19 protein-coding genes and 1 rRNA gene are annotated in these 26,160 nt (G+C 45.2%); 8 read left to right on the top strand and 12 right to left on the bottom strand.

The window, feature by feature from the left end; translation table 11 throughout:
- Nucleotides 1-65: 65 nt before the first annotated feature.
- Nucleotides 66-2,027 carry an LTA synthase family protein gene (locus tag ACWJAO_RS02375; protein ID WP_449139139.1) on the bottom strand — a complete coding sequence of 654 codons (1,962 nt, stop codon included), beginning with the start codon at nt 2,025-2,027 and terminating at the stop codon, nt 66-68.
- A 141-nt stretch (nt 2,028-2,168) separates the two neighbouring features.
- On the opposite strand from ACWJAO_RS02375, the gene ACWJAO_RS02370 reads away from it, so the two are divergent.
- Nucleotides 2,169-3,875 carry an ArnT family glycosyltransferase gene (locus ACWJAO_RS02370; RefSeq protein ID WP_449139138.1) on the top strand — a complete coding sequence of 569 codons (1,707 nt, stop codon included), beginning with the start codon at nt 2,169-2,171 and terminating at the stop codon, nt 3,873-3,875.
- A gap of 106 nt (nt 3,876-3,981) precedes the next feature.
- On the opposite strand, the gene ACWJAO_RS02365 is transcribed toward ACWJAO_RS02370, so the two are convergent.
- Together ACWJAO_RS02365 and ACWJAO_RS02360 are read right to left on the bottom strand one after the other, a co-directional pair.
- Entirely contained in the window at nt 3,982-4,911 is a 930-nt protein-coding gene (locus ACWJAO_RS02365; protein WP_233401928.1) for a glycosyltransferase family 2 protein, read from the bottom strand.
- Between the two features lie 115 nt (nt 4,912-5,026).
- The gene (locus ACWJAO_RS02360; RefSeq protein WP_449139137.1) at nt 5,027-7,144 is read right to left on the bottom strand and encodes a helix-hairpin-helix domain-containing protein; all 2,118 of its coding nucleotides are present in this window, start codon (nt 7,142-7,144) and stop codon (nt 5,027-5,029) included.
- Nucleotides 7,145-7,335: 191 nt separating this feature from the next.
- Here ACWJAO_RS02360 and ACWJAO_RS02355 point away from each other — a divergent pair, with 191 nt between their 5' ends.
- The gene (locus ACWJAO_RS02355; RefSeq protein WP_006848148.1) at nt 7,336-7,974 is read left to right on the top strand and encodes a DUF4294 domain-containing protein; all 639 of its coding nucleotides are present in this window, start codon (nt 7,336-7,338) and stop codon (nt 7,972-7,974) included.
- Between the two features lie 286 nt (nt 7,975-8,260).
- Here ACWJAO_RS02355 and ACWJAO_RS02350 read toward each other — a convergent pair whose 3' ends face one another.
- The 3 genes from ACWJAO_RS02350 to ACWJAO_RS02340 form a co-directional block, all read right to left on the bottom strand.
- Nucleotides 8,261-9,289, bottom strand: coding sequence for a M28 family peptidase (locus ACWJAO_RS02350; RefSeq protein ID WP_006848149.1), 1,029 nt, complete (start codon nt 9,287-9,289; stop codon nt 8,261-8,263).
- A 4-nt stretch (nt 9,290-9,293) separates the two neighbouring features.
- Nucleotides 9,294-11,042: a membrane dipeptidase gene (locus ACWJAO_RS02345; RefSeq protein WP_449139136.1), complete on the bottom strand. Its 1,749-nt coding sequence runs from the start codon at nt 11,040-11,042 to the stop codon at nt 9,294-9,296.
- A 69-nt stretch (nt 11,043-11,111) separates the two neighbouring features.
- Nucleotides 11,112-11,579 (bottom strand): Lrp/AsnC family transcriptional regulator, encoded by a 468-nt coding sequence (locus ACWJAO_RS02340; protein WP_006848151.1) that lies wholly within the window; start codon nt 11,577-11,579, stop codon nt 11,112-11,114.
- A gap of 565 nt (nt 11,580-12,144) precedes the next feature.
- Here ACWJAO_RS02340 and ACWJAO_RS02335 point away from each other — a divergent pair.
- The 4 genes from ACWJAO_RS02335 to ACWJAO_RS02320 all read left to right on the top strand — a co-directional run bounded on the left by ACWJAO_RS02335 (nt 12,145) and on the right by ACWJAO_RS02320 (nt 14,940).
- A complete protein-coding gene (locus ACWJAO_RS02335; RefSeq protein ID WP_449139135.1) occupies nt 12,145-12,330 on the top strand; it encodes a hypothetical protein in 186 nt (61 codons plus the stop codon).
- An 826-nt stretch (nt 12,331-13,156) separates the two neighbouring features.
- On the top strand, nt 13,157-13,567 hold the full coding sequence (locus tag ACWJAO_RS02330; protein ID WP_287839735.1) for a hypothetical protein: 411 nt from the start codon (nt 13,157-13,159) through the stop codon (nt 13,565-13,567).
- A 31-nt stretch (nt 13,568-13,598) separates the two neighbouring features.
- Nucleotides 13,599-14,162, top strand: coding sequence for a hypothetical protein (locus ACWJAO_RS02325; RefSeq protein WP_449139134.1), 564 nt, complete (start codon nt 13,599-13,601; stop codon nt 14,160-14,162).
- Nucleotides 14,163-14,256: 94 nt separating this feature from the next.
- Complete coding sequence (locus ACWJAO_RS02320; protein ID WP_449139133.1) at nt 14,257-14,940, top strand: hypothetical protein; 684 nt, start codon at nt 14,257-14,259, stop codon at nt 14,938-14,940.
- Between the two features lie 463 nt (nt 14,941-15,403).
- On the opposite strand, the gene ACWJAO_RS02315 is transcribed toward ACWJAO_RS02320, so the two are convergent.
- The 4 genes from ACWJAO_RS02315 to ACWJAO_RS02300 all read right to left on the bottom strand — a co-directional run bounded on the left by ACWJAO_RS02315 (nt 15,404) and on the right by ACWJAO_RS02300 (nt 20,566).
- Complete coding sequence (locus ACWJAO_RS02315) at nt 15,404-17,779, bottom strand: glycoside hydrolase family 3 C-terminal domain-containing protein (protein ID WP_449139132.1); 2,376 nt, start codon at nt 17,777-17,779, stop codon at nt 15,404-15,406.
- A gap of 212 nt (nt 17,780-17,991) precedes the next feature.
- Nucleotides 17,992-18,966 carry an FKBP-type peptidyl-prolyl cis-trans isomerase gene (locus ACWJAO_RS02310; RefSeq protein WP_449139131.1) on the bottom strand — a complete coding sequence of 325 codons (975 nt, stop codon included), beginning with the start codon at nt 18,964-18,966 and terminating at the stop codon, nt 17,992-17,994.
- A gap of 36 nt (nt 18,967-19,002) precedes the next feature.
- Nucleotides 19,003-19,878 carry an FKBP-type peptidyl-prolyl cis-trans isomerase gene (locus tag ACWJAO_RS02305; RefSeq protein WP_117587468.1) on the bottom strand — a complete coding sequence of 292 codons (876 nt, stop codon included), beginning with the start codon at nt 19,876-19,878 and terminating at the stop codon, nt 19,003-19,005.
- Between the two features lie 85 nt (nt 19,879-19,963).
- On the bottom strand, nt 19,964-20,566 hold the full coding sequence (locus ACWJAO_RS02300) for an FKBP-type peptidyl-prolyl cis-trans isomerase (protein WP_006848156.1): 603 nt from the start codon (nt 20,564-20,566) through the stop codon (nt 19,964-19,966).
- Between the two features lie 174 nt (nt 20,567-20,740).
- On the opposite strand from ACWJAO_RS02300, the gene ACWJAO_RS02295 reads away from it, so the two are divergent.
- Nucleotides 20,741-21,439, top strand: coding sequence for an NAD-dependent deacylase (locus ACWJAO_RS02295; protein ID WP_287819578.1), 699 nt, complete (start codon nt 20,741-20,743; stop codon nt 21,437-21,439).
- Nucleotides 21,440-21,546: 107 nt separating this feature from the next.
- On the opposite strand, the gene ACWJAO_RS02290 is transcribed toward ACWJAO_RS02295, so the two are convergent.
- Nucleotides 21,547-23,262: a Na/Pi cotransporter family protein gene (locus ACWJAO_RS02290; protein WP_287819579.1), complete on the bottom strand. Its 1,716-nt coding sequence runs from the start codon at nt 23,260-23,262 to the stop codon at nt 21,547-21,549.
- Between the two features lie 331 nt (nt 23,263-23,593).
- On the opposite strand from ACWJAO_RS02290, the gene rnr reads away from it, so the two are divergent.
- Nucleotides 23,594-25,891 (top strand): ribonuclease R, encoded by a 2,298-nt coding sequence (gene rnr / locus ACWJAO_RS02285; RefSeq protein ID WP_449139130.1) that lies wholly within the window; start codon nt 23,594-23,596, stop codon nt 25,889-25,891.
- 193 nt (nt 25,892-26,084) lie between these two features.
- Here the strand turns inward: rnr and rrf are convergent.
- Nucleotides 26,085-26,160: ribosomal RNA gene (gene rrf, locus ACWJAO_RS02280) — 5S ribosomal RNA — on the bottom strand; the annotation flags it as partial.

The raw sequence follows: 26,160 nt of genomic DNA, 5'->3' as shown, positions 1-26,160 counted from the left end.
TATCTCCATCAGAAACAGTAAATCCCCCATCACGCAGCCAAAGCGTGGTGGGGGATTTCTGTTGTTTATTGCTGATGTCGCTCGATATATTCAGCAGCCTGGATATTCGAGAACACATAGTTCTTCAAATCCTGGAACTTAGATTCCTGCTTGGTTTCCTTCAGATTGCCATTCGGTAACACATCATAGCAGAAACTGCGATTCATCGACGGATTATAGATGAAGCAACGCTGATGGTCTCTTGCCACAATCTGGTTATCTGCTGAATAGAATACCATCGGGCGCTGCTGCTTCAGCAGATCCACTCCGAAGCCCTCGTACTCATAATTCAGATTCATCAGACCGAAAAGCGTAGGCATCACATCCACCTGCATGCCCAAGCCCGCATACTGCTGCTGCGGAACACCAGGACCGAAGATGATGAGCGGAATGTGGTTGTAAGACTGCGGCAACTCGCCCTCGCTTTTACCCACCAGCTTGCCATGGTCTGCCTGAATCACGAATATCGTGTTCTTATACCAAGGCTCCCGGCTTGCCTTCTTCAGAAAATCGCCTATCGCCCAGTCGGCATACTCTACAATCTGCGTTTCCTTCTCCTTGGTCTTCGGCTTGAAGAAATCAGGAATGATATATGGCGGATGATTGCTCACGGTGAGGATGGTAGCCATGAAAGGCTTGCCCGTCTTCGCCTTCTGGTTGATGGTGTTAAGGGCGTAGCCCATCTCGAAATGGTCGCTCACGCCAAAGCTGTTCACCACCTCGCTCTTAGGATAGTTCTCCTGAGAGAAGATGTCATCGTAGCCATTGGTCTGGAAGAAGGCCTTCATGTTGTCATACTGCGCCTCGTGGGTCATGAAGAACATGTTCTCGTAGCCATACTGCTTCAATACCGTAGCGATACCCTTGCGGCGTGGAGTTACCGTTCCCTTCATCAGGTTTCGGAACATGAGGGCTGGGAAACTGTAGAGCGTAGCCGTCATACCGTGGTTGGTATGGATGCCGGCACTATAGAAGTGGGTAAACGCCAGAGAATGATTGTAGAGCGAATCGAGCGTTGGGGTGAGCGGCTGCTGATTGCCGAAAGTGCCCAACAGGTTTGCCGACATCGACTCCATCAGTATCACCACCACGTTAGGATGATTCTTCTTTGCAGAAGATTGCCCCATCTTGATCACCAGGGAATCATTTACCACCTCACGCTTCAGAATATTCGTGCTATCCACCTTTCCCGTGATACCGAGCCACTGGCGGGTATTCGTGATAGCCTCAGCGTATGGCATGAGATGCAACTCCTTATTCTCCTTGCGCATATCGTCGAGCGCAGAAGTTAGAAGATTGAATGCCGGATTGATGCCAAGCTGGTTGAGGAAAGAATCCTCGCAATAGTAAGCCTGGCTCACCTTGATAGGGTTATAGCCCATTCTGCCACGGATGCCGAAGAGACAGGCACCTATCATCGCAGCAGAAATAAGGAAACGGCTGACAACCAGCACCAGATGCATATTATCCTTAGGCAACTGGAAGAGCCCCTCGAAGTAGCGGCGCAGACGGATAAGCGCATAGATGAACGCCCCCGTGAATACGAAATAGAGGGCGATATAGAGCCAGTAGGAAGACTCCTGCAAGAGCATGCCCGATGTGGTGGCTACATAGCCGAACCACCCGAAGATGCTGGAATTGATGTTCTTGAAGAAATACTGAAAATAAGGAGTATTGGCTGCCGAAGGCATGAAGGCGATGGCAAACCATACCGCATACCAGATGTTGATGCCACGCAGCAAACGGCGATGACACCACCCCAGGCTGGCTGCTATCAGGAGCACAGCCACAGGCAATACCGAAATATAACAAGCTATGACATTGTCAAACCATACACCCTTGACAAACGCCATTACCCTACTCGCCTCTGCATCAACAATCATGCCATGCAGGGCGATGAATTCTACCAATCTGAACAGAGTCATCACCAGTAATGCCAATACATGCACCGAAAGGAGATACCCAAAAGCCTTAAAATATCGTTTCATTTTTATTCTACTTTAGAAATCGGGTGCAAAGTTAATAATTATATCCCAATAAAAGCAAAATTTCCTGCCTTATTCTGTCTATAAACGAATAATTATATGTAACTTTGCAGCCAAAATAACATAATAAGACTTCGATAAGACATGAACATCAAGTACAACAAAGCCCTATGGCTCATCATCATCCTGGCTATCGTGATGATGATTCCGTTCCTCGGACTCACAGATTTCAATACCAAAGGAGAGCCTCGCGAGGCTGTGGTTGCCTACACCATGCTGGAACATGGCAACTGGATTCTGCCTATCAACAATGGTGGCGACATCCCTTACAAACCACCATTCTTCCACTGGAGCATCGCTTTCTTCAGCCTCTTCATCGGCCATGTAAACGAGTTCACCTCCCGTTTGCCATCTGCCGTATCGCTGGTATTGATGACCATCGGCGGTTTCGTGTTCTATGCCAAACGCAAGAACACCCAGACCAGCCTCATCGCAGCCATCCTCACGCTCACCGCTTTCGAGGTGCACCGTGCGGGTATGAACTGCCGTGTAGATATGGTGAACACCGCCTTTATGGTGGGAGCCATATATCTGCTCTACCGCTGGTGGGAGAAAGGAAAGCACCAGCTGCCTTGGCTCGCCATCCTCTGTATGAGTGGCGCTACGCTTACCAAAGGTCCTGTGGGCATCATCCTGCCTTGCTTTGTGATGGGCGTATTCATGCTTACCCAGCGAGAGAACTTCTGGGGCATCGTATGGCGCATGGCTCTAACCGCCCTGCTCTCGCTCATCATCCCATTTTGCTGGTATTATGCAGCCTATCTGCAAGTTGGCGACGAGTTCCTGCGCCTGGTGAAGGAAGAAAACATCGACCGCTTTACCGGCAAGATGGTATACGAATCGCACGAGAACCCGGCGTGGTACAACCTGCTTACTCTCATTACAGGCTGGTTGCCTTACACCTTATTATTATTGTTCTCGCTCTTCATCCTGCCATGGAAGAAGTTCTCGAAGAGCCGTTTCCTGGAGAATGCGAAGAAGGCTACTCCGCTGCAGGTATTCACCTGGCTCGCCTTCCTCCTGGTACTCTTCTTCTACTGCATCCCAAAGAGCAAGCGCAGCGTTTATCTGCTGCCATGCTATCCGTTCATGGCTTATCTCATCGCCGAATACATCGTCTGGATGATGAAGGAGAAGATGGGAGCCTTGAAGGTTTATGCCGGAGTGATTGCTTCGATAACCCTGATTCTCAATATCGCCCTGCTGGTGGTAAAAAAGGGTTGGGTGCCAGAAAGCATCTTCCACGGCAAGCATGCCATAGACAATATCGCTATGCTCCATGCGCTCGAAAACAACGATTTGCTCATCCCATGCAGCATCTTTATGGTTATCACTTTGGGGGGAGTTTACCTCATCTTCCGGGCACTCAAGAAGAAGAATTCAGGCAATATTGTTTCGTATACTCTTGCCACCATAGTGGGACTCTTCCTGATGCTCGACTCCAGTCTGCAGCCACCTGTGCTCAACACGAAGGCCGATAAGCATCTGGCACCGGTTATCGAGAAGAAGTTTGATACCAATAAACTCTATTCTTATATAGCGGTAGATATGCTGCATTTCTTCAGCCTCAACTTCTATCTGGGCGATAAGATCCAGCAGTTTGACAAGGTGCTGCCACAAGATGGCGTGCTGATGATTCCGGAAGAACACATGCCTGACTTCCTTGAGAAATATGGTAAGGACTATACCTTCCAGAAGGTTTGGGAAATAAGAAAGACGGTAGAATGGCACAACAAGGTAGGCTTCTACCGGTTTGTAAAGACAAGCGCCAATATCGCACTCAACAAATGAGTAGTGAGTAGTGATTAATGATTAGATACAGAAATAGCATCGAGACTTATAATCCCGATGCTATTTTTGTATCTATCAAATTGATATTCTTCTTATATTCTTTAAATTATACTCTTTCTTCGATAAAGTATCGAGGGCGGCGCTTCACCTCTGTATAAATCTTGCCGATATATACGCCCGTAATGCCTACGCCCGTGGTGATGATGCCTCCGATAAACCACATGGAAACAAGCATGGAGGTCCAACCCTGGATGGTCTTGCCCTGGAAATATTCTACCAAGGCAAAGATAATCATGATGACTGCCACCAAAGTCATCGCCAAACCCAGGAAGGTGATAAACCTAAGAGGTGCTACGGAGAACGAAGTGATGCCATCTATGCTGAAACTCAGCATCTTGGTAAACGGATACTTGCTCTCACCCGCCTCACGAGCCTTGCGATCGTAATAGACGAATCCCTCCCGGAAACCCAACTGGCGTACGATGGCTCTAAGGAAGAGATTGCGCTCTGAATACTGCATCAGCGCCTTTAGGGTGCGATTGGTCATCATGCGGAAATCGGCATGATTGTAAACCGTCTCCTTATCCACACTCTGCATCAGCTTATAAAAAGCCTGGGCGGTAAAGCGCTTAAAGAAGGTATCGGTCTTGCGCTCCTTGCGCACACCATAGATGATATCCTTGCCTTCCTGCACCTGGCGCACCATATCGATGATTACATTTTCATCGTCCTGCAGGTCGGCATCGATACTTACCATCGCATCGCAATGGTCTACCGCAGCTTCCATACCTGCCCAGAGCGCATTCTGATGGCCCCGGTTATGCGACAGTTTGATGCCATGCACATACCCATGTTCCTTGGCAGCATCCGAAATCATCTGCCAAGTATGGTCACGACTGCCATCGTCGACAAGCAGCAGTTCTGTGTCGGCATCAGTCTCTTTCTTAATCTTTCTGATCAATGCCCCCAGCACATCTAAGGTCTTAGGCAGCACTTCTTCCTCGTTATAACAAGGGATAACTATCAATATCTTCATTTGTAAGCCAGTATTTATTCAGATGCAAAAGTAACTCATTTTTTCTATTTAAACAAGAAAAACGTTTAATATTTTTTATTCTTGATATATATTTCCCGTTTTTCTCCATTCTTTCTTACCATTTCCACTTTACCTGTATCTCCAGATCGGTTTGCGAAGAGCGGGAGATTTCCTGCAAACCAGAAGAGATGTGAGAGCGGTCGAAATAATCGGTTGTACCCAATTTGGCGATAAGCAGCAGATGGGAACCTATCTCTGAGCGTGCCACCAAGGCATAACGGATGCCCTCGCCGTAGTAGCTGCCGAAACTCATCTGATAGAGCAGACCGGGCTCATAAACATAGATACGGGAGGCGAAATCGGAAGTATGAAAATAGCCCAGGCAGCCTCTCAACGTTCCTTTCAACTGCTTCTTCCATTTCCATTCCCATCCTATATGCTCGCTCACCATATAGCCTTTACTAAGTTCATCGCCCTCATTCTTCATTGCGCTTTCTGCCTGGCTCATCGTATAGTCGAAACTGGTTTTGGCGCTCCATCGTTTTTGGGATATTGTGGCATAGAGGCGCAGACGGCCGGTCGTGGTTCCCGCCTTATCCTTATAACGGAACCTTCCTCCTACCGTCAGCACTCTTGAAGGCTGGAAGAGAATATTCACCAGATTATCCCAACTCTGTGTGCTCTCCCTGGTCTGGTACTTAGGCCAGGCGAAATAGGCGAAATCGCTATAGGCTGTGATACTCCAATGATGGGCAGGAATCCAGGTAAAGCCCAGATATACGCCGTTTTCATCCTGCACATCGCTCCCCTCGGAAAAGCTGTTGCTGAAGAGAGAATAATATCGGGCAGAATAGAACCTGTGAAGAGCCATGAGCGTGAAATGGTCGGAACAGAGATAGGAGGCTGCATTGAGCGTGGCTATGGAACCGCAATCGCCCGTAGCCGTTTCGCCGGAGAGGGTGAGGCGATGGGAGATGTAACCATAGCTGATGCTGGCATTCCAGAAGGCATTCCCCTCTGGAGCAAAACGCTTGTAAAGCTGGCTTTTATTAGGCGTGAGCGGAAGGGAAAAAGAGGTATAAAAGGCTGTACCTCCGATGTGCCAGCCCTGATGTCGGTAACTGATGTTGCCTCCCACAAGTGTATTGGATGCTATCTTCTGTTTGGCAATCTCATTCACCGTGCGATGCAAACCGGTCTTCAGGATGGTCTTGATGCCCCCGCCGTCAGCAGAAAGCGTAGCATCTATCTGGCGATAAGAAAGAAAGCCGGTCAGTTCCAGTCCTTTTAATAAGGTATAGGTGGCTGCTGCGCCTTGCAGATAATTAGCAGAGGAGCGGGAGGAATGACCGCGGATGATGCAGGAAGATGATCTGCCCAAGGTGGTTAAGGCTGAGAGTTTGCCGAAGCCGAAATCATTATTGAGTATCAGTCCTAATCCTGCGTTCAGTCTGTATCTGCCCAGGGTGATATTCTTCCATCTGCCCAAGTTCTTTACCTGAAGATAGAAGGAATAGAAGTCGTAACCCATCGTGTTCCTGCCTCCGAAGAATGGTTCGCCGGCATCCTGAGAAGCTACGAATCCCAGCTTGACGGAATTGCCGTAGCGAAACTGGTAGCGCAGTCCGTGCTTATAAGGATAACCCAGATAGCCGCCAGTTCCGCTCGCATCGCCCTTGCGCTCATAAAAAGGAACCTTCAGCATGCCCATCACCTCGTGCTTGCCATACTGGGCGATGTTTTTAAGACTGGGGAAAGCCGGCTTGCTCCCGTCATCGGCCACATAGAAGAAACAACTCATCAGCTGGCGCTGGTACCAGTCGATGCTGCTTATCAGGGTAAGCTCGCTCATACTCTTCAGCTGGCCATAGCGGTAAATATAGAACAGGATGTCTTCTACCTGCGATGCAGTAAGAAACGGCATGCGCTCCAGTTCTTCTCTCGTTGCCGTATTCAGATTGACGGGATGCTGCGCCATCTCCTCCAAATCTTCTTCATAATCCTGCCAGGCTACATACTCGAAATCTTCGGATGAAGAAAGGTCGGACAGCAGTTGCTGCCAAGGGGGCGAAGCGGAAAGAGAATCTTCAGGTGCGGCGCCCTGTTCTGAAAGAGAGGAAGATTGGGCTTGAGCCCATGAGGCACAGAAGATTTGGGAGCTGCCTACGAGAAACAGTTTCAACAAGAGGGATGTTATGGAATGAGCATGCTTCATCTGCAGTAGGCACTTCATTTATTAAATTAAGACAAAGTTACTGCTAAAATATGAAAAAGAGAAAGAAAAAGCCAAGAATCTTTCTCAATTTGAGAAATAATCTGTAATTTTGCGGCGTAATTAGTAACACAAAGGGGCTTACACCTCTTTATATATAGAAGAAGCTCCACGAAAAAAGGAGCTGGCCAAAGAACTTTGAGGAGATTTACATGAAACAGAAAATATGCTTTTTACTGGCGATGCTCTTCTGCATCACCCTGCAAACCATGGCGCAGACCGATGGCGACAACCCTGAAGACAGGGAGGTGGACATGGATACTCCTACCTTTGAACCGATGGTGAAGGTAGGAAAAGTGCTCCTGGATCATGACAGCGTGCAATATGTTCAGGTGAACAACGTGTACGTTTATCCGCAGCCGGTATTCAAGAACGCCAAGGAGCGAATGGCTTACAACCGTTTGGTATACAACATCAAGAAGGTGCTGCCGATAGCCAAAGAGGTAAGAAAGATTATCATCGAAACGGGTGATTATCTGGAAACGCTGCCTAACAAGAAGGCAAAGGACGCACACATGAAACTGGTGGAGAAAGGTATCAAACAGGAATATACCCCAAGAATGAAGAAACTCACCTATGCACAGGGTAAACTCTGCATCAAACTGGTATATCGTGAGTGCAATTCCTCATCCTATCACCTGATTCAAGCCTTTCTGGGTCCTATCCGTGCCGGATTCTATCAGGCATTTGCAAGCCTCTTCGGTGCCAGCCTCAACAAGAAGTACGACCCGAACGGCGTTGACAGATTAACAGAAAGAGTGGTAAGACAGGTAGAATCGGGGCAGATTTAACCAGCTCATCTTATTCAGAAAGCTCATACACTTAGGTATAAAAGCATTTCCTGTCAATAGGAATTGCTTTTATACCTAAGTTTTTTTGTTGATACAAGCAGAAGAAATCTCCATTCATAGACGTTGAACCGCCGTTCAGTGTCTTTGAACCGACATTCAATGTCTTTGAACGGCGGTTCAATGTCTATGAACGAAGATTTAAACAGGCTGAAAAAAGAAATGTTCCTAAGAAAAGCAACAACTTTTCCTAGGAACATTTCCTTTTATATTCGAATGGGATGCCCACCTATTCCTCAGTATAAAGCACCTGAATCATAGTCTGGCCAACCGCCTTAAGCACATTCTTATCCAGATGAGCCATATCATCGCTCACGGTGTGCCAGGTAGGACCGAAACTGCTCTGCTGACAGTCTGGATAATAAGCAATCACATCTACAGTAGGAATCTTAGCCTTCTCGTTAACCGGAATATGATCATCAGTAATCATTCCGCCATCGCTCTTAGGGAAGTAAGAGCCGAAACCAGCCTGACGGGCTGCAGCCCAAACCTTCTTCACGATGCCACCGGCATACTGCATAGACATACCTTCACGATAGAACTTGGCTCCCTGTCCGCCCACCATATCGAGGAGGATTCCGAAACGAGGATTATATCCCTCAGGCTTGTTCTCACTCCAGTACTGGGCACCCAAAGCCCAAGTATCGCCATCGTCCTGAACATCAGCCCACTGAGGTGTTCCCCAGTCTTCTGTATCGAAACATACGAAATCTACGCCGATGTTAGGATTCAGCTTCTTGTCTGCCTGAAGCTGGCGGGCTATCTCCAACATGACGGCTACTCCGCTGGCTCCATCGTTGGCAGCCATTACAGGCTTGCGCCAGTTGGTGCTGTCGGGGTCGTTGTCAGCCCAAGGACGGCTGTCCCAATGAGCACAGAGCAAGATGCGGGTTTCAGCCTTCGGGTTGTAATGGGCGATGATATTGGTATTCTTCAGGATGGTACCATCATAGCCCTTGAGGTCAGCCTTCTGGGTTTCTACCTCACAACCAAACTGCTTGAACTTGCTCACAATCCATTCGCCACACTTGTCGTGCGCCTCGCTGTTCATGACGCGAGGACCAAAATCGCATTGTGCGGCACAATAAGCCAACGCCGAATCAGCATTAAAGGCAGGACCTACAGGATTCAGCTTCTCTGCTTCCTCTACTTCCTGGATTTCCGGCGAACTGGTGTTGGCATTCTTATAGCTGATAGCTCCAGCTACCACTCCGGCAGCAACTACCAAGCCTAAAATTATCTTCATTTTCTTCGTCATAACATTAATGTTTAAAGTTCTGCACCTGCGTCATCACTCTGAGCCAGTTGCCTCCCCAAATCTTGACAATATCCTGCTCGCTATATTTGCGGCGCAACAGCTGAAGGGTGAAATTGATGAGTTCAGAAGAGTCGGCGAGACCTCTGATGCCGCCGTCTCCATCAAAGTCGGTACCCAGACCTACATGGTCGATACCCATCACATCGATGGCATGCTCAAGATGGGCGATAGCGTCCATGATGTCGGCTTCACCCTCTTTACGCAGGAATCCGTGATAGAGCGTGGTATGAGCCACACCACCCTTTGCTGCGAGGGCACGCATCTGGTCATCGGTCAGATTGCGGGGCACATCGCAAAGCGCACGGCTGCTGCTATGACTGCAGACAATAGGCGTCTGGCTGATATCAAGTGCATCGTAGAAACTCTTCTCGCCACCATGACTCAAATCTACCATGATGCCCAGGCGGTTCATCTCACGAATCACCTTCTCGCCAAAACTGCTCACACCATTATGGGTATTGCAGCCACGGGCACTATCGCAGATGTCATTATCGCCATTATGGCAGAGCGTGATATAAACGATGCCGCGCTGGGCGAAATGCTTCACGTTACTGATATCGTGCTCCAAGGCGAGACCGTTCTCTATGCCGAGCATGATGCTCTTTCTGCCTTTCCGCTTATCGCTGTAAAGATCGGCAGGAGTGCGGGCTATGCTGAGATACTGTCTGTTCTTACTCACAATCTCTTCAATCTTATCGAAGATGAGGTCGGCATACTGCGCAGGACCCTTTACATCGAAAGCCACCTTGCTGCTGAAGCTCTCGCCTATCTGAGGCTGTGGCAGGTAAGCCACCATCGTGGTAGCATCCTGATGACCGTCGGTCATCTTATGGAGATCAACCAGGATGCGGGAATCGCGATGATCAAACCTGATGCCTTGAGGGAAGAACATCGGAGTATCACAATGGGTATCGAGCGTAAGGATGCGCTTATGCAACTGCTTGGCTGCATAAAAGTTGTTAGCCTGATTAACCAGCCATTGGAAAATCTTCAATCCTTCTTCCTCCAGCCATTCCGGATGCCATTGCACACCGAGAATCTGCTTATATTCGCTACTCTCTACAGCCTCGATAATATGGTCAGAAGATTTGGCGATGGTACGCAGATGCTTGCCCGGCTCGCTTACCGCCTGATGGTGGAACGAGTTGACAAAGATCTTCTCCTTATTATATATATTATATAAGGTGGAATCTTTCTTGATTTCTACGATGTGGGTAGGTTCGGTACGGTCGGCATCCTGGCTGTGCTTTACCAGCTGCTTGATATCCTGACACACCTTTCCGCCCAGCGCAATGGCGAGGGTCTGGATGCCCCGGCAGATGCCAAGCATCGGAATCTGACGGTTGAAAGCCAATCGGGTAATCATCAGTTCGGCAGCATCACGTTCCTGATTGATGTTGTGAAGACGGGGAGAAGGCTCTTCGCCCATCCACAGCGGATTATGGTCGCCGCCACCCGTCAGAATCAATCCGTCGAGATGCTCCAGGGTATTGACGATGACCTGAGCATCGGCAACAGGAGGAATAATGACCGGCGTACCGCCAGCCGCTATTACCTGCTTATAATAACGATCACGAAGCGTAGCATCGATACCTTCGTAATTGGCAGTAAGTCCAATTACAGGCTGATGCTTCGCTTCGGGAAATCTAGAGTATGCATCCTGGAGATGCGACTCTAAGTCAAATGTTTCCATTTGTTTTATCTTTCAATAAATAATGATTCAAGATCTTCTAAAAATCGTACTCAGGTATGGAGACTCTTATTAATCTTCATCCAGAAGTACAGGAATCTCACGCTTGATGCTCTGCTCAAGAGAGATGAGCGTTTCGGTAGAAACCACACCAGGGATAGCCTGGAGCTTATTGTTGAGCAAATCCATGAGCTGCTCGTTGTCGCGGGCATAAAGCTTGATCAGCATGGTGTATGAACCGGTTGTAAAGTGGCACTCTACGATTTCAGGAATGTTCTGCAAGCGCTCTACCACCTTTTTATACATATTACCGCGCTCCAAGTTCAAACCTACATAAGTGCAGGTAGAATAACCCAGGCTTTTAGGGTTTACATCAAAACCGCTACCGGTGATGAAACCATCCTCCATCAAGTGCTGAACGCGCTGATGGATGGCTGCACGAGACACGCCACATTCTGCGGCTACGTCTTTGAAAGGAATACGGGCATTCTTGGAAAGGATGCCGAGAATCTTTCTGTCTAGATTGTCTATTTTCTCCATTTCGTTATGTTTTATATTATTCAATATATAAGGTACTCTTCTATACCAGATAGCAAAATTAATAAAATCTATTGAAACAACAAACAAAATGCATGATTTTTTTGCAATATCCGTGCATTTAGTTGTTTTTTATACTGTTTTTAACCAAAAACCTTGGCATTTTGCTAGTTTTAAAAGAAAATAACGCCTAAAAAAACAAAAAATAGCAGAATGATGCTTTTAGTTTGAGTTTCAAGTGGTTGTGGCAGTCGTTGGCTTTAAGTGGCATAGACTAGGAAAAGCGAAAAACACAGATTGGAGAAATAGAAACGCTTTCAAATCATTACCTCGCAGAAACGCCCTAATAAGCATTTTTAACGGTGGCGGTTCATTTTGTAACTGACGAACTCCATGAGAAAGTGCAGCGAATGGAGGACTGTCACAGCCAGCAACTCGGTGATATGCAGCAGAAACACCAAGCAGAGGTTGCTGATTTGAAAGCAAGCACGCAACAGAGGTTTCTTTACTCAACGACATCATCAGCAAAGCCAAGCGTTGGTTCCCGATGTTGGAAGCACGCTTGCAAATGGAAGACCTGTGCAAGAAGATTGGTTTCACTGTCGAGCAGGTCAGAGTACTCCTTACAGGAAAGGCACTTAACTTTAGCGGTTCACTCTATTCCGAGGAGTACAGAAGGAAGTTCAATGTGGTGAATGCAGAAATCAAGATATTCTCTGATTCTACCAAGCCGAACCAACTGTTTTGTATATAAATAGACAGCCTATTGTTGAATGGTTCAAGGAGCAATGGAATAATCTGAAGCAAACACGTTGTCGATTTAAAATTTGATATACTTACTGCAAAGAAAAGTTCAAAAATCATTTTTGTTGCCTGTATTCCTGAAAATATCTTAATTTATTTGGTGGTTTGACAAATATTGCTTAATTTTGAGGCGGTTTTCATGAAATTTGCAGTCGCATATAGCATAGTGAGTAGAGACTCACTTCTGAAAATGTTACTTGTGTTGCAATACCTACGCCGACAAGATGTTCTCACAATGCATTATTGCATGTGGGGGTACAGCATAGGCAAGGGGGCCAATCACAGAGGTAATGAGAGCCACTATTTATGGGAAGCGTTTATCATGCGCTTTGTAACTTGACGTCTTGAAATTCTCGCAAAGTTTCAAAATGATTCAGTCACGTGACAAGGCAACGATAGATGCTCATGGGATGTTTTTATAATGCCCTGATATCATTCAGTACATCTTATATTATATAAGGTGTAATTGTATGGTATGATGGGACAATTATATCAACTATCGGCGTGGGTTTCTGTTCGTTGCTCGTTCTTGACTGGATGGGCAATGCGAGAAGCCTCAAGACGTAGGACGAGTGACAAGATCAGACTCCTACGCTTTTTCGTTTATAGTCGATAACTTTTTCATGTTATATTTTTGCCGACACTTGGGAGTCAATAGGCTATTGTAAACATATATGAAAAAGATTGCGTTTACATTTCTATTGTTAGCAGGTAGCATTGCTTCTATGCATGCACAAGCTAAGTTTGAACATGCCCAAACTCGTATCCAAGAGGGTATGTCTGAGTTTTTTGTGCGCCCTATGGTTGCAGAACTTCAGATGATAAACAAAGACTGTCAGGAATGGTCTTTTAACATCTTCCCAGGAGTTTCCCTTTCCGACATCAGTACCGCAATGCTTGAGAATGCAAAAGCTAACGCAGCTTTCAAAGCCGCAAAACTTGCTGGCGCAGACATTATCCTTGGTGCAACGTTTTATGTTATCAACAACGAGAAGACCAAAGGCTTGGATGTTACCGTACGTGGCTATCCAGCCAAGTATGTAAAGTTCCATAATTATGGTGAAGGCCAGATGGGCTCAGATGATTCTAAGTGGATAGACCCTTTACAGAATGGTGCTCGCATCCGTGCCATATCTGTTGACAACAAGCAGAACAAAGCTGTTGGCAATGAGACACGAAATAAGTAAATATCAATATTAATTCTAAAATTTCAAGACAATGAAAAAGTTATTAATTTTGGCAATCGCCTCTATCATGAGCCTTGGTGCTTCTGCCCAGCTCATCACCTCAAACACTGTTACATATAAAAAAGGTAGTGGCTACAACCGCATCGGTGTTTCGTATAACTCTATTAGTTCAAGTGCTGAAGGTTCTGAATCTGTTAGTGGAGTTTCTCTGTCATGGACTAAGGGTATATCCGTTGCAAAAGACATGCCTCTGTTCATTGAAACTGGTCTTGGTGCAACCTATGCTTTTGACGATTTGAATGCTCTTACTGCAACCATTCCTTTGAATGTAACTTATAAGTGGCCTGTAACGGAGAGCATTAAGATTGCCCCTTTGGCAGGTCTTACTTTCAATGGAAACATCACATCAGACGTTAAAGACGTGAAGTTCTTTACACTTGGTTGGCAAGCTGGAGTTAACGTGGAGTTAGGTAAATTCTATCTTGGTGTAACTTACGGTGGTGGCTTGACTGATTATTGTAAGTTCGATGATGGATACGATTCTTATAGCTTCAAGCTGAACAATCTTGCAGCAACAATAGGTCTCGTGTTCTAAAAAAGACATAAGTTCTTTAATGTGGTCTGCCTAATATCTGTTGTCATGACGGATGTTGGGCAGATTATTTGTTTAACAATAAAAGGATGAATATATGAAAACCATGATTTTGGCAGTAATGATGATACTATCTGCTGCCTTTTCATACGCACAAGATGGCTACTTGCTGACAAAAGAAGGAAGTAGCTATATTTGCAAGGGGTCCAAGCCATGCAGAATTGATGAGAAGACAACCTTTGGAAGTGCCGCTCTTTGGGCAATTGAAAAATCCAGCAACGTTGTTGAGAATACATTGAAGTGTGATGCCAAGAAACTATCATTAAGCGTCAACTGTAATATTGCAGAAGACGAGAACTCTGACAAGGTCTATACCTTTCAACTCAACATTGCGGTGAATAAAGGTAAGATAGAATTCCTTGTAAAAGACATAAAATGTGCCCCAAAAGGTGTTTTGGCGGTTTTTAAGACGGTATCACTTGACAAATTAAATTTAGAAAAGAAGCCTCAAAATAGAGAATATGTCGATAAGTTTTCTGTTTTGTGTAGTCGTTTTATGCAACAAACTATGCAAGAAATACTTGCCTCAAAAGTTGATTTGTCTCATTGGGAAGCCATAGTAGAAGGACAAGTTGTGAAAGGCATGAATACCAATGAAGTAATCTTGGCAAAGGGAAAGCCTCTTACCATTACGGAAAACTCACAACGTATCATGTGGTCATATGAATCTGGTGCAATTGTTATGATAGAGAACGGAATTGTAAGCGGTGTCTTAAATTAAGAGATAGTGCGCGGAAATGCGGCAATATCATAGGTTGGCAAGGCGGACGCAGTAAAATGCGTTCGCCTACAAAAACATCAGCATACATCTCAATCTAACAGGCAATGCAGAAACAATAGCCCTCTATATCATAAAATCTTTTGTTGGAAATGCCTATCATTTGGAATATAACAAAAAGCAAACTCCCATTGTGAATTGCTTTCTATACAAGTGAAGAAGAGAGACTGATAGAAAGCAATTCACAACTGAAAATAAAAATGAAAAACGAAGATTTATTTTGATTATCAACAAATATGTTGTACCTTTGCGGATAAAAAGAGTTGTTAAGCAGCAAACGTATGCAGTTTGCAGAATTCAGAATTATTGCCAAATCATTACCTCTATTGAAGAGAGAAACTCATAAATAGCTCATTTTAAGCTATTCAGCAGATTTTAGCGTAATTTTAGTAGAAAAATCATACGCTTATCTGATAACCTCGGAGAAGTAATGATCACGCAAAGGTTTCACCACTTTATCACCCTTCAAAACTATCTGCTGCTTAAGGCGGATATCTTGAGAAGAGGCTCCAATCTTCAGTTCATACGTTCCTGGAGCTATGTTCCATTGACGATTGCCCTGATGAGAATAGTAACCAAACTGATCGGTATAGAACTTGATGCACACTCTCTTGGTTTCGCCAGGATTGAGAGAGATGCGGGCAAAGCCTTGCAACTGGATAGGATGAATCTGCTGGTTGCTCTGAGTTGGCGACAGATATACCTGCGCTATCTCATCGGCACGGACCTTACCCGTATTGGTAACCTCAAAGTAGATATTGCTCGACTCTGAAGCCGTAGAGAGCTCCTTAACTGTCTGCAAGTTCTTATAGGCAAAGGTTGTATAGCTCAATCCATAACCGAAAGGCCACTCTACACGGGCATCCTGCCGGGTGGAATAATTATAGCAGATAGGCTCATAAACCTCAGTATTAGGATAGCTGACACTCAGCTTGGCTGATGGTGAAATCTTGCCATAAAGAATGTCAGCCACAGCTGTACCACCCTCTTCGCCAGGATACCAAGCCTGGATGACTGCTGCACAACGCTTGGCTATCTTGGAGATAACCTGCGCACGACCGCCGAAGACTACCAGGACTACAGGTTTGCCCGTAGCCAAGAGTTCCTCAACATATTCCTCTTGCTTACCAGGAAGCTTGAGTCCATCTCGCTCACGGTTCTCGCCACAGAGCATCACATTCTCGCCTACGGCAGCAACGATAACATCGCTTTCCTTTGCCATCGCCAAAGCTTCAGCCTTATCAGCCTTCTCGCCAGAATCAACCTTGCGATGCAGGAGCTGATACTCCCAAGCACGCTTATCGCCAGACTCTTCAAACTTGGTCTCTATCTCCTCTGTCCAGTCGCAACCACGAGAGTACTTAATATTAATACCCTCAGGTTTACCAGCCTGCATTGCCTCTAGCAATTTAACGATATGTGGCAAGTGGCTATCATCCCATTTTTTCTTCCAACTCTGCCAGAAATAGAACATTGAAGGGAAAGAGTAATCGCCACACATCGCCCAGATGGAATTGGCATTAGGACCTGTGAGTAAGATATTCTTAACCTGCTTGGCACTGTTAACATCAGCCTCCTTCACAAGAGGCAAAACACCATTATTCTCCAACAAGACGATAGACTGGCTGGCAATATCGTAAGCCGTCTGCCGTTCTTCCTTGGTATCAAGTTTTACATCCTCCGTACTATACAGATATGGATTCTTGTCCATCAGTCCTGCACGAATCTTATAACGCAGAACATCCTTTACTGCACGCTCAAAGACTTCTTCCTTAACAAGTCCCTTATCCAAGGCTTCCTGTAAATACTGATAATTTTCGCCTCTAGGGAAATCAACATCATTGCCACCATTGATAGCAGCCACAGCTTTCTGAAGAGGAGTATCAAGTCCCGGCAACTGGTCAATGGCAGTATAATCGCTCACCACCATTCCATCGAATCCGAGATAACCGCGCAGAATATCATTGAGAATCTCACTATTTGCCACGCACTTGGTAACATGAACAGCATGATAACCCGGCATCAAAGCCTTGCAACCTGCTAAACGAATCATCGTCTCATGAGGCAAAAGGATATCTTCCATCATCTCCTTCTCATCAGCATCACCGCCACCACCATATCCCAGATAGTGTTTAGAGCAAGCTCCCACTCCCTTCTTGAGGTCGCCCTGCTGAAGGCCCTTGACAAAAGCAGTACCCATAACGGCTGAAAGATAGCCATCCTCACCGTATGATTCTTCCAGACGATTAAAACTTGGAGTACGGCAGACGTCTACCATAGGAGAAAGCGACAATACGCCACCCATCTTGCGAAGAGCGGTACCTGTCTGCAAAGTCTTGAGCTCAGCCAACTCTGGATTGAATGAACAAGCCTGACCTATCTGCTGTGGATAGACTGTTGCATCTTGCGTATTGATACCCGAAAGAACTTCCTCATGAAAAAGAGCAGGAATACCGTTTGGGGTATGATGTATCAACCAATCTTGTACAACAGCCACACGCTTTCGCAAGAAATTGGCATCAACCAATTCCTGACTGGCGTACTGAGAAAAATGTCCAATACCATAAGGAATGAGCTGTTTGCATTTGACGGTATCCAAATTGCCTTCCGCATCAAAAAGTTCATCCATATACCCACTTCTCAACTGAGCGATACGCTCTGGCTGTGACATTCTGCTGTAGAGTTCATCTACTTGTTGGTTCACTTGCTGCTCCGTATTGTTTATGTTACCGCAACTAGCCATCAGCATGGTTGCACATACGGTTGTTGTTATCTGTTTCATTATTTCCATATAGGTTAAAACTATGATTAAAAAGTTGTTTATAGTTGCTTATAATAGCTGCAAAGATAATACAAAAGTACAAATTAACAGATTTCTTTTCCCGTTTTTTACAGAGAAGCAACAAACACAAACACAAAAGAAACAAAAAGAGCCGGAGATAGAATTCTATCTCTAGCTCTTACCTTAATTATATATATTACCTTATATATATATTACTTTCTCTTTCTGGAAGCAGCTTTCTTGCCGTTTGACTTGGCAGAAGCCTTAGCCACCTTCTTCTCTGCTCCTACGGCTACATCTTCCTTCAACTCGCCAGCAGGCTCAGCCTTAACCTCAGGCTTTACGATGCTGACAAGCTCCAGGTCGAAAATCAAGGTTGAATATGGAGGAATCTGACCAGCCTGACGCTCGCCGTAAGCCAACTCGTAAGGAATGTAAAGCTGCCACTTACTGCCCACAGGCATCAGAGTAAGCGCCTCGGTCCAACCCTTAATCAAACCATTGGCACGGAACTTATCTGTCTTGCTGCCACCATGCTTGGATGTAGCATCAAAAACGGTACCATCAATCAGACGACCCTCGTAGATAACTTCTACCTCATCGCTAGCCTGAGGCACCTCGCCATGACCTTCGGTAATCACCTTATACTGCAAACCGCTAGGCAACACCTTTACACCAGGTTTCTTGGCATTAGCAGCAAGGAACTTCTCGCCGGCACCAGCCAAAGCTTCCTTCTGGAAATCGGCAGCAGCCTTAGTGGTAAAGAATGTTGTATCATTAGCCAAAGCTGCGATAAAACCATTCTGGAACATAGCATGGCTGATAGAATCGCCTGTACTCTTCAACTCTTCCTTTGTGCCAGGATATACACGCTTCTCTACCAGCTTGGCAACCTCCATGCCTGCAGAATAAGCTACGGTCTTAGGATTGATACCCATGGCAAGCGCATCCTTGTAACCACGAAGGAAATTCTCCATATAGGCAGTATCTACCTGAAAACTCTGCTGGATATAAGGAATCAGACCACGAGTGGCATTCATACCAGCTACATAACTCAAAGAATCGGCTGATGATTTCAACTCAACAAGAGCAGCCGCCTTCTTAACCTTCTTCTTGCTTGCAGCACTAGCTGTAAACAAAGAAGCACCCGCCACGAGGACGAGTGCTGTCATTAATATTTTCTTCATTTATAAGTCCTCTATAAAAATGAGTTCCCACAAAAATTACTTGCCACCTACTGAAATCAACTCAATCTTGAAGATCAATACAGAGAATGGCTTGATCTGACCCTGCTCGCGCTCACCGTAAGCCAACTGCTGAGGAATGTAAACCTCCCAAACAGAACCTGCTGGCATGTGAACCAAAGCATCAGTCCAACCCTTGATAACCTGGTTAGCACGGAGATCTACGGCCTGACCACGCTTGAAAGAAGAATCGAATACCTTGCCGTCGATTGTCTTACCCTCGTAGTTAACCTTAACCATAGAGGTATCCTTTGGCATAGGGCCGTTACCCTCCTTAATTACCTTGTACTGAACACCTGAAGGCAGAGTAACAACTCCTGGCTTCTTCTTGTTGGCAGCGAGGAACTTCTCACCAGCAACCTTGTTAGGACCATATTCCTTCTCCATGTTCTTAGCCTTGATAGCCATCATCTTAGCCTGAGCTATCTGAGCAGCCTGCTCAACAGTCATCAAGCCCTTCTTGCCTGTAGTACCTGTGATGAAACCAGCCATGAAGTTCTTCAGAGAGATAGACTTTGTAGAATCCTCACCGAATACCTCGTGGTTGATACCCTTAACCATCTGGTTGCTGATCTGCTGACCAATCTGGATACCTGCATAGTAAGCAGCCTTCTTCTTGTCGTCACCAGCGTTGGCACCATCGTTAAGACCTTTGATGAAATCATCCATGTAAGCAGTATCAACGCCCATGCGCTCTACCATAAACTCCTTCAGACCCTGAGTCTGAGACATACCCATAGCATAACTCATAGTATCTACATCAGTCTTGAGATCTGCCTTAGGAGTAGAATTGCCACAACCTACGAATGTAGCAGCAGCACAAGCCACGAGGGCTCCGAAAAATAACTTTTTCATTTCCTTATTTATATTTTAAATCTTTATTTTTATCTATTATATTCCAGGATTGCCTTTACTTCATTTAAATATATCTACTAACAGATTACTTAACGGCAACGAGCTCAACATCGAAAATCAAGGCTGAGAATGGAGGGATAGATGCACCAGCACCACGCTCGCCATAACCCAACTGATAAGGGATGAAGAAACGGAACTTGGCACCCTCGGTCATGAGCTGAAGACCCTCTGTCCAACCAGCGATAACCTGGTTCAATGGGAAGGTAGCAGTCTGACCACGGTCGTAAGAACTGTCAAACTTAGTACCGTCGATAAGCGTTCCCTCATAGTGGCACTCAACCTGATCGGTAGCCTTAGGAGCCTTGCCATTACCTTCACGCAAAACCTGATACTGCAAACCGCTCTTAGTAGTGATGATACCATCCTTCTTGCCGTTCTCGGCGAGGAACTTCTCACCAGCTTCCTTAGCAACCTTGCCCTTCTCGGCAGCAGCAGCCTGAGCCTTAGCCTCCTGCTCTGCAAAGAAGTTCTGTACCAACTCCTGAGCTTCCTGCTCGCCGAGCTGAAGCTTACCGGCGATGGCATCCTTTACAGCCTGTGCAAAATCATCAATATTCAAACTCTCTGCACCCATAGAAGCCAACTGGCGACCGATGCCGATGCCCAAAGCATAACTTACTTTATCCATAAAATTTATTTATAATAATGTATTAATAATCTTAAAATGTACTTTTTGTCCTTAAAACGAGTGCAAAGATAACATTTTTCTCGCTTAAAACGATGTTATTTGCAGAAAAATTGCTAAATTTGTGCATTCTTAATAAAAAGATTAAGAAAATATGAATAATTAAAACGTGATAAGATGAAGAAACTCGTATTTTTAACCGGTGCAGGCATGTCTGTGGAGAGTGGTTTCAAAACTTTCCGTGGCAATGATGGATTATGGGAAAACTATCCTGTAGAACAGATAGCTACCCATGAGGGATGGGAAGCTGACCCTACCCTAGTAACAAACTTCTATAATATGTTGCGCCATAAACTCTATGCTGCGCAACCTAACGAGGGACATAAACTTATCAAGGAGCTGGAAAAAGACTTCGATGTGACGGTAATCACCCAGAATGTAGATAATCTGCATGAGAAGGCAGGTTCCAAGAATGTAATCCATCTGCATGGCGAACTATCAAAGGTTTGCTCTTCACGCGACCCTTACGACTATCGCTACATCAAGGAATTACCTGAGGATGAATGCGAGGTAAAGCCGGGAACCGAAGCTGGAGATGGAAGCCTGTTGCGCCCATTTATCGTTTTCTTCGGCGAAAGCGTTCCTATGATTGAGCCGGCAGCCGAAGCTGTACAGCAAGCCGATATCTTCGTCATTATCGGAACCTCACTCAACGTTTATCCTGCTGCAGGTCTGATTTCATATACCAAGCCTCACATTCCTATCTATCTGATAGACCCGGGTGCCGTAAACACCAATGGATATTACAAGATAGAGCACATCATGAAAGGGGCTTCAGATGGTATGAAGGAACTGAAGGAAATATTGGAAAAATAAAAACATTCAGAATACCTAAACAATAAAATCAAACGGGGAAGCATCCATTGATACTTCCCCGTTTGCTTTTATTACTTTTATTTTCTTTCTATCAATAACAATCTGCATTACACAGCCTCAGATGTTCTGACTCCCATGCGAGCCTCGGCGACATTAACCACATAATCACCCAGTTTTTCGCATTCCTGAATGATATCCATATACAATGTACCTACACCATAGGTATAAAGATGGTTATCCACATCATCCAGGTTCTGGTTTCTCAACTGAGTACGATAATTATTAATCTCAGTCTCGATATTGTACGTATGGTTGAGATTGATAGAATGGCGTTCATGAGCAAACATATAGTTCATCTGAGTCAGCGCCTCATCTACCAACTTAAACATCTGATGAATGTTTTCACTCTGCTTGGCAGTAAACTCCTCCTTGTTTTCACCCTTACGCTTAATGGTACGGGCAAGATTAAAGCAACTGTCACCAATACTCTCGATTTCAGAAATCTCACGCAACATCGCACGGATCTTCGCCTTGGTATCATCACTCAGATGAGCATCGCTCACTTGATCAAGATACTTGGCAATCTCTATCTCCATATTATCAGAAATACCTTCATACTTCTCGATACGCTCATAGAGTTTGTCGAAAGTCTTGGAATCCTGAGTTTCCAGCAACTCTCTCACCATACCAAACATACGATGGATGCGCTCGCCGAAACTGCCGATTTCCTGCTGTGCCTCGAAGACAGAAAGTTCTGGGGTCTTCATGATGCCAGCCTGGATAAAGCGCAAACGGAAATCTTCATCCTCCTTATCTGCCTTAGGCTTGATAAGTTTGCAGACAACTTTTTCCAACTGTGGGATAAACCAAATCAGAATGCCTGTGTTACAAACATTGAAACAGGTATGGAACATCGCCAGGACAATTGGCAACAACTTCGTCTTCTGTGCCGCAGACATACCACCATCAGGATCATACCCCACGATAGAGCAAACGAAATCTACAAATGGATAGAACAGGCAGAGAACCCAGATTACACCAAAGACATTGAATACCAGATGGGCCAAGGCTGCACGACGAGCCTGGGCATTGGCACCCAAAGCGGCAAGATTGGCAGTAGCGGTAGTTCCGATATTCTCACCCATCACTAAGGCAATACCCAGATAGATAGGGAGTACGCCTGTAGAACAGAGTAAGATGGTGATGGCCATCACAGCTGCCGAACTCTGTACGATACAGGTTATAAGTGTACCGATCAGGAGGAAGACTACAATCGTGAAATGACTCTTTGTATCAAAAGAACCAAAGAAATCGATAACCGCCGGATTATGTTCCAGATCAAGAGCCTTACCCGCACTACTCAACAGAACGAGCGAGAAGAAGAGGAAGGCGATACCAAAAAGGAAATCTCCGAAATAACGGCGCTTCTTACTATAAATCAGCATAATGCCGAGGAAGAAGGCAGGGAATACGACAATCGTTAAATCTACATTATAACCCAGCGACATAATCCATGCCGTAAACGTAGTACCAATGTTGGCACCCATAATAACGGAAATAGCTTGGGCTAAGGTCAGCAAACCTGCATTTACAAAAGAAACCGTCATAACGGTAGTTGCAGAGGAACTCTGAACGGCACAGGTAATAAAGGTACCTGTAAGCATTCCCGTAAATCGGTTGGTTGTCATAGCACCCAAAATGTGGCGCAACTGAGATCCTGCCATCTTCTGCAAGGCCTCACTCATCACCTTCATACCATAGATGAGCAAAGCTAAAGAACCGAGAATCTGAAAAAAAATCACAAGATATTGACTTGTATCCATATTCATTTGTATTTGTGGAAATGTTTGTTACGTTTCGGTTGCAAATATAATAAGAATTTCCGTTATTACGAAATATTTGTTACCGATATTTCAAGTTGTAACAGTATTGTAACATCCAAGACCCCCTAAACACAATTTTGGAAAAACTACGTTTACGAACAGACAAACTGAATTAATAAGCTAATTCTGCTCTGAAATATGAAAAATGAAGAAATATTATGGTCTGTTTTGCCTCATATTTAATAAAAAACGAAAAAAGATGCCAAGAAACTTTGTTTTCTCCTTTTTTTTTTGTTTCTTTGCCTTATAAAACTAATAATAGTCATAATTTATGGGAAAAGGTAAAAAAGGTGGCAAAAGAATGAACAAAGCGCAGCTCACTGAGATGCTGCAGGAATTCTTTGCCGAAAGACCGGGCGAAACGCTCAGCTTTAAAGAGATATTCCGTTCCCTCCATCTTACGACGCATCCGCTCAAGATGCTGGCGATTGACATTATGGAGGAAATGGCATGGGATGACTACCTGGCTAAGGTAAGTGATAATTCTTATCGCCTGAATCAAAGCATACAGGTGATGGAAGGTAAATTCGTTAGAAAGGCAAATGGCAAAAACTCTGTTATCCCTGATGATAGCGAGAAGCCTATTTTCGTTTCTGAACGTAATTCGATGGGAGCACTTAATGGTGACAGGGTGGAATTCACCTTCCTGGCTCGTCGTAAGAATCACATCAAGGAGGCACAGGTCAACAAAATCCTTGAACGCGCTAAAGATACCTTCGTAGGACGTCTGAAAGTAGATAAGGATCTGGCTTACCTCGTGACACCTGGCGATGTCTTTGCTCACAACATCATCATTCCTAGAAGAAAGGTGAAGGGAGGAAAGACCGATGACAAGGCAGTAGTACGGATTATCGAGTGGCCGGATGGAGAAAACAAGAGTCCTATTGGCGAGGTTGTTGACATTCTTGGCCAGATGGGTGATAATGATGTTGAGATGAATTCTATTCTTGCTCAATATGGATTACCTTATAAATATCCAAAGAATGTAGAAGATGCAGCCAACAAGATAAGCGGCGAAATCACAGAACAGGATTACAAAGAACGAGAGGACTTCCGCAAGGTATTCACTTGCACCATCGACCCGAAGGATGCCAAGGACTTTGATGATGCCCTCAGTATCCAGAGATTGGAGAATGGTAACTGGCAGGTAGGTGTTCATATCGCAGATGTGTCACATTACGTCACAGAGGGCAGTATCATCGACAAGGAAGCAGTGAAACGTGCAACATCTGTATATCTCGTAGATCGCACCATCCCGATGCTCCCAGAGCGTCTCTGTAACTTTATCTGCTCGCTTCGTCCTAATGAGGAAAAACTTGCGTACAGCGTCATCTTCGAACTCGACAACAATGCCGAAGTCAAGAACTATCGCATCGTACATACCGTCATCGAGAGCGACCGCCGATATAAATATGAAGAGGTACAGGAACTCCTCGAAGCAAATGGTGTGATTGATGGTACTGGCGAACCTGCTCCAGCAGAAACCAAGGAACATCCTTATCAGGGAGAAAACGCACTTCAGCTCATTACGCTTGACAGACTGGCTAAGAAACTGCGTGCCGCAAGATTCAAAAATGGTGCTGTTAAGTTTGACCGCGAAGAGTTGCATTTCGACGTTGACGAAAAGGGGAAACCAGTAAGCTGCTACTACAAGCGCTCTAAGGATGCCAATAAACTCGTAGAGGAATTCATGCTACTCGCCAATCGTACGGTGGCAGAAAGTATCGGAAAGGTAAAGAAAGGAAAGAAGCCAAAGACGCTTCCTTATCGTATTCATGACAATCCAGACCCACAGAAGTTGGAAACCTTGCGTGAATTCGTTGTGAAGTTTGGTTATAAGATGAAAACAGAGGGTACGAAGGGCGCTACAGCAAGAAGTCTCAATAAGTTGATGTCAGATTGCGAAGGCAAACCAGAGAACAATCTCATCCAGATGGTTGCACTCCGTGCCATGATGAAGGCAAAGTACTCTGTTCACAACATCGGACACTTTGGACTGGCTTTCGAATACTACACCCACTTCACCTCACCTATCCGCCGTTATCCGGATACGATGGTTCATCGCTTGCTTACCAAGTACGCAGATGGTGGCAGAAGTGCCAACGAGAAACATTACGAAGAACTCTGTGAGCATTGCTCTGAAATGGAACAGATTGCACAGAATGCAGAACGTGACAGTATCAAATATAAGATGGTAGAATTCATGGGAGATAAACTCGGCGAGGAATTCGATGCCCATATAAGCGGTATTACTTCTTACGGAATTTATGCTACCATAGACGAAAACCATTGTGAAGGAATGATTCCGATGCGCGACATTGCTGACGATTATTACGACTTCGACGAAAAGAACTTCTGTTTGATTGGTCGTCGTCACCATAATAAATATCAATTAGGCGACGCTATCCGCATTAAGGTGGCGCAAGCCAACCTGGAAAAGAAACAACTAGATTTCACCCTATCCGGCGATTCGGCTCCTGTACGCAAGGAAAAGCCTGCAGCTAACACTTCTTCCAGCAAAGCGAAAAAGTCAAAGCAGAAGACACGAAATCGCCGTAAAAACAAATAATATCAAATTGGGCTGACCTTACTGGTCAGCCTTTTTTATTTTGAATCTATACACATTTACAAAATCCAGGACCAATAGGTAAAAAGATAAAAGGAGCCGCGTAATCTGTGGGATAAAGCTGCGATAAGAAAGCAAAACTGCATGAAAACAAAAAAGCCTCAGAAATCTTTCGAAATCTGAGGCTCTTGATAAAAGGAGGCGGCTACCTACTCTCCCGCATTGCATTGCAGTACCATCGGCGCAAGTGAGCTTAACTTCTCTGTTCGGAA

Source organism: Segatella sp., assembly GCF_977051555.1.
The sequence above is the reverse complement of the archived record's forward strand: the minus strand, read 5'-3'. Positions and strand labels throughout refer to the sequence as shown.

Coding starts and splice junctions, on each gene's coding strand:
- ACWJAO_RS02290 (WP_287819579.1), bottom strand. CDS start 23,262: ATGGATACAAGTCAATATCTTGTGATTTTTTTTCAGATTCTCGGTTCT.
- ACWJAO_RS02305 (WP_117587468.1), bottom strand. CDS start 19,878: ATGAAAAAGTTATTTTTCGGAGCCCTCGTGGCTTGTGCTGCTGCTACA.
- ACWJAO_RS02325 (WP_449139134.1), top strand. CDS start 13,599: ATGAAAAAGTTATTAATTTTGGCAATCGCCTCTATCATGAGCCTTGGT.
- ACWJAO_RS02370 (WP_449139138.1), top strand. CDS start 2,169: ATGAACATCAAGTACAACAAAGCCCTATGGCTCATCATCATCCTGGCT.
- ACWJAO_RS02360 (WP_449139137.1), bottom strand. CDS start 7,144: ATGAAGTGCCTACTGCAGATGAAGCATGCTCATTCCATAACATCCCTC.
- ACWJAO_RS02310 (WP_449139131.1), bottom strand. CDS start 18,966: ATGAAGAAAATATTAATGACAGCACTCGTCCTCGTGGCGGGTGCTTCT.
- ACWJAO_RS02375 (WP_449139139.1), bottom strand. CDS start 2,027: ATGAAACGATATTTTAAGGCTTTTGGGTATCTCCTTTCGGTGCATGTA.
- ACWJAO_RS02345 (WP_449139136.1), bottom strand. CDS start 11,042: ATGGAAACATTTGACTTAGAGTCGCATCTCCAGGATGCATACTCTAGA.
- ACWJAO_RS02300 (WP_006848156.1), bottom strand. CDS start 20,566: ATGGATAAAGTAAGTTATGCTTTGGGCATCGGCATCGGTCGCCAGTTG.
- ACWJAO_RS02340 (WP_006848151.1), bottom strand. CDS start 11,579: ATGGAGAAAATAGACAATCTAGACAGAAAGATTCTCGGCATCCTTTCC.
- ACWJAO_RS02330 (WP_287839735.1), top strand. CDS start 13,157: ATGTCTGAGTTTTTTGTGCGCCCTATGGTTGCAGAACTTCAGATGATA.
- ACWJAO_RS02350 (WP_006848149.1), bottom strand. CDS start 9,289: ATGACGAAGAAAATGAAGATAATTTTAGGCTTGGTAGTTGCTGCCGGA.
- ACWJAO_RS02335 (WP_449139135.1), top strand. CDS start 12,145: ATGGAAGACCTGTGCAAGAAGATTGGTTTCACTGTCGAGCAGGTCAGA.
- ACWJAO_RS02355 (WP_006848148.1), top strand. CDS start 7,336: ATGAAACAGAAAATATGCTTTTTACTGGCGATGCTCTTCTGCATCACC.
- ACWJAO_RS02320 (WP_449139133.1), top strand. CDS start 14,257: ATGAAAACCATGATTTTGGCAGTAATGATGATACTATCTGCTGCCTTT.
- ACWJAO_RS02365 (WP_233401928.1), bottom strand. CDS start 4,911: ATGAAGATATTGATAGTTATCCCTTGTTATAACGAGGAAGAAGTGCTG.
- ACWJAO_RS02315 (WP_449139132.1), bottom strand. CDS start 17,779: ATGAAACAGATAACAACAACCGTATGTGCAACCATGCTGATGGCTAGT.
- ACWJAO_RS02295 (WP_287819578.1), top strand. CDS start 20,741: ATGAAGAAACTCGTATTTTTAACCGGTGCAGGCATGTCTGTGGAGAGT.
- rnr (WP_449139130.1), top strand. CDS start 23,594: ATGGGAAAAGGTAAAAAAGGTGGCAAAAGAATGAACAAAGCGCAGCTC.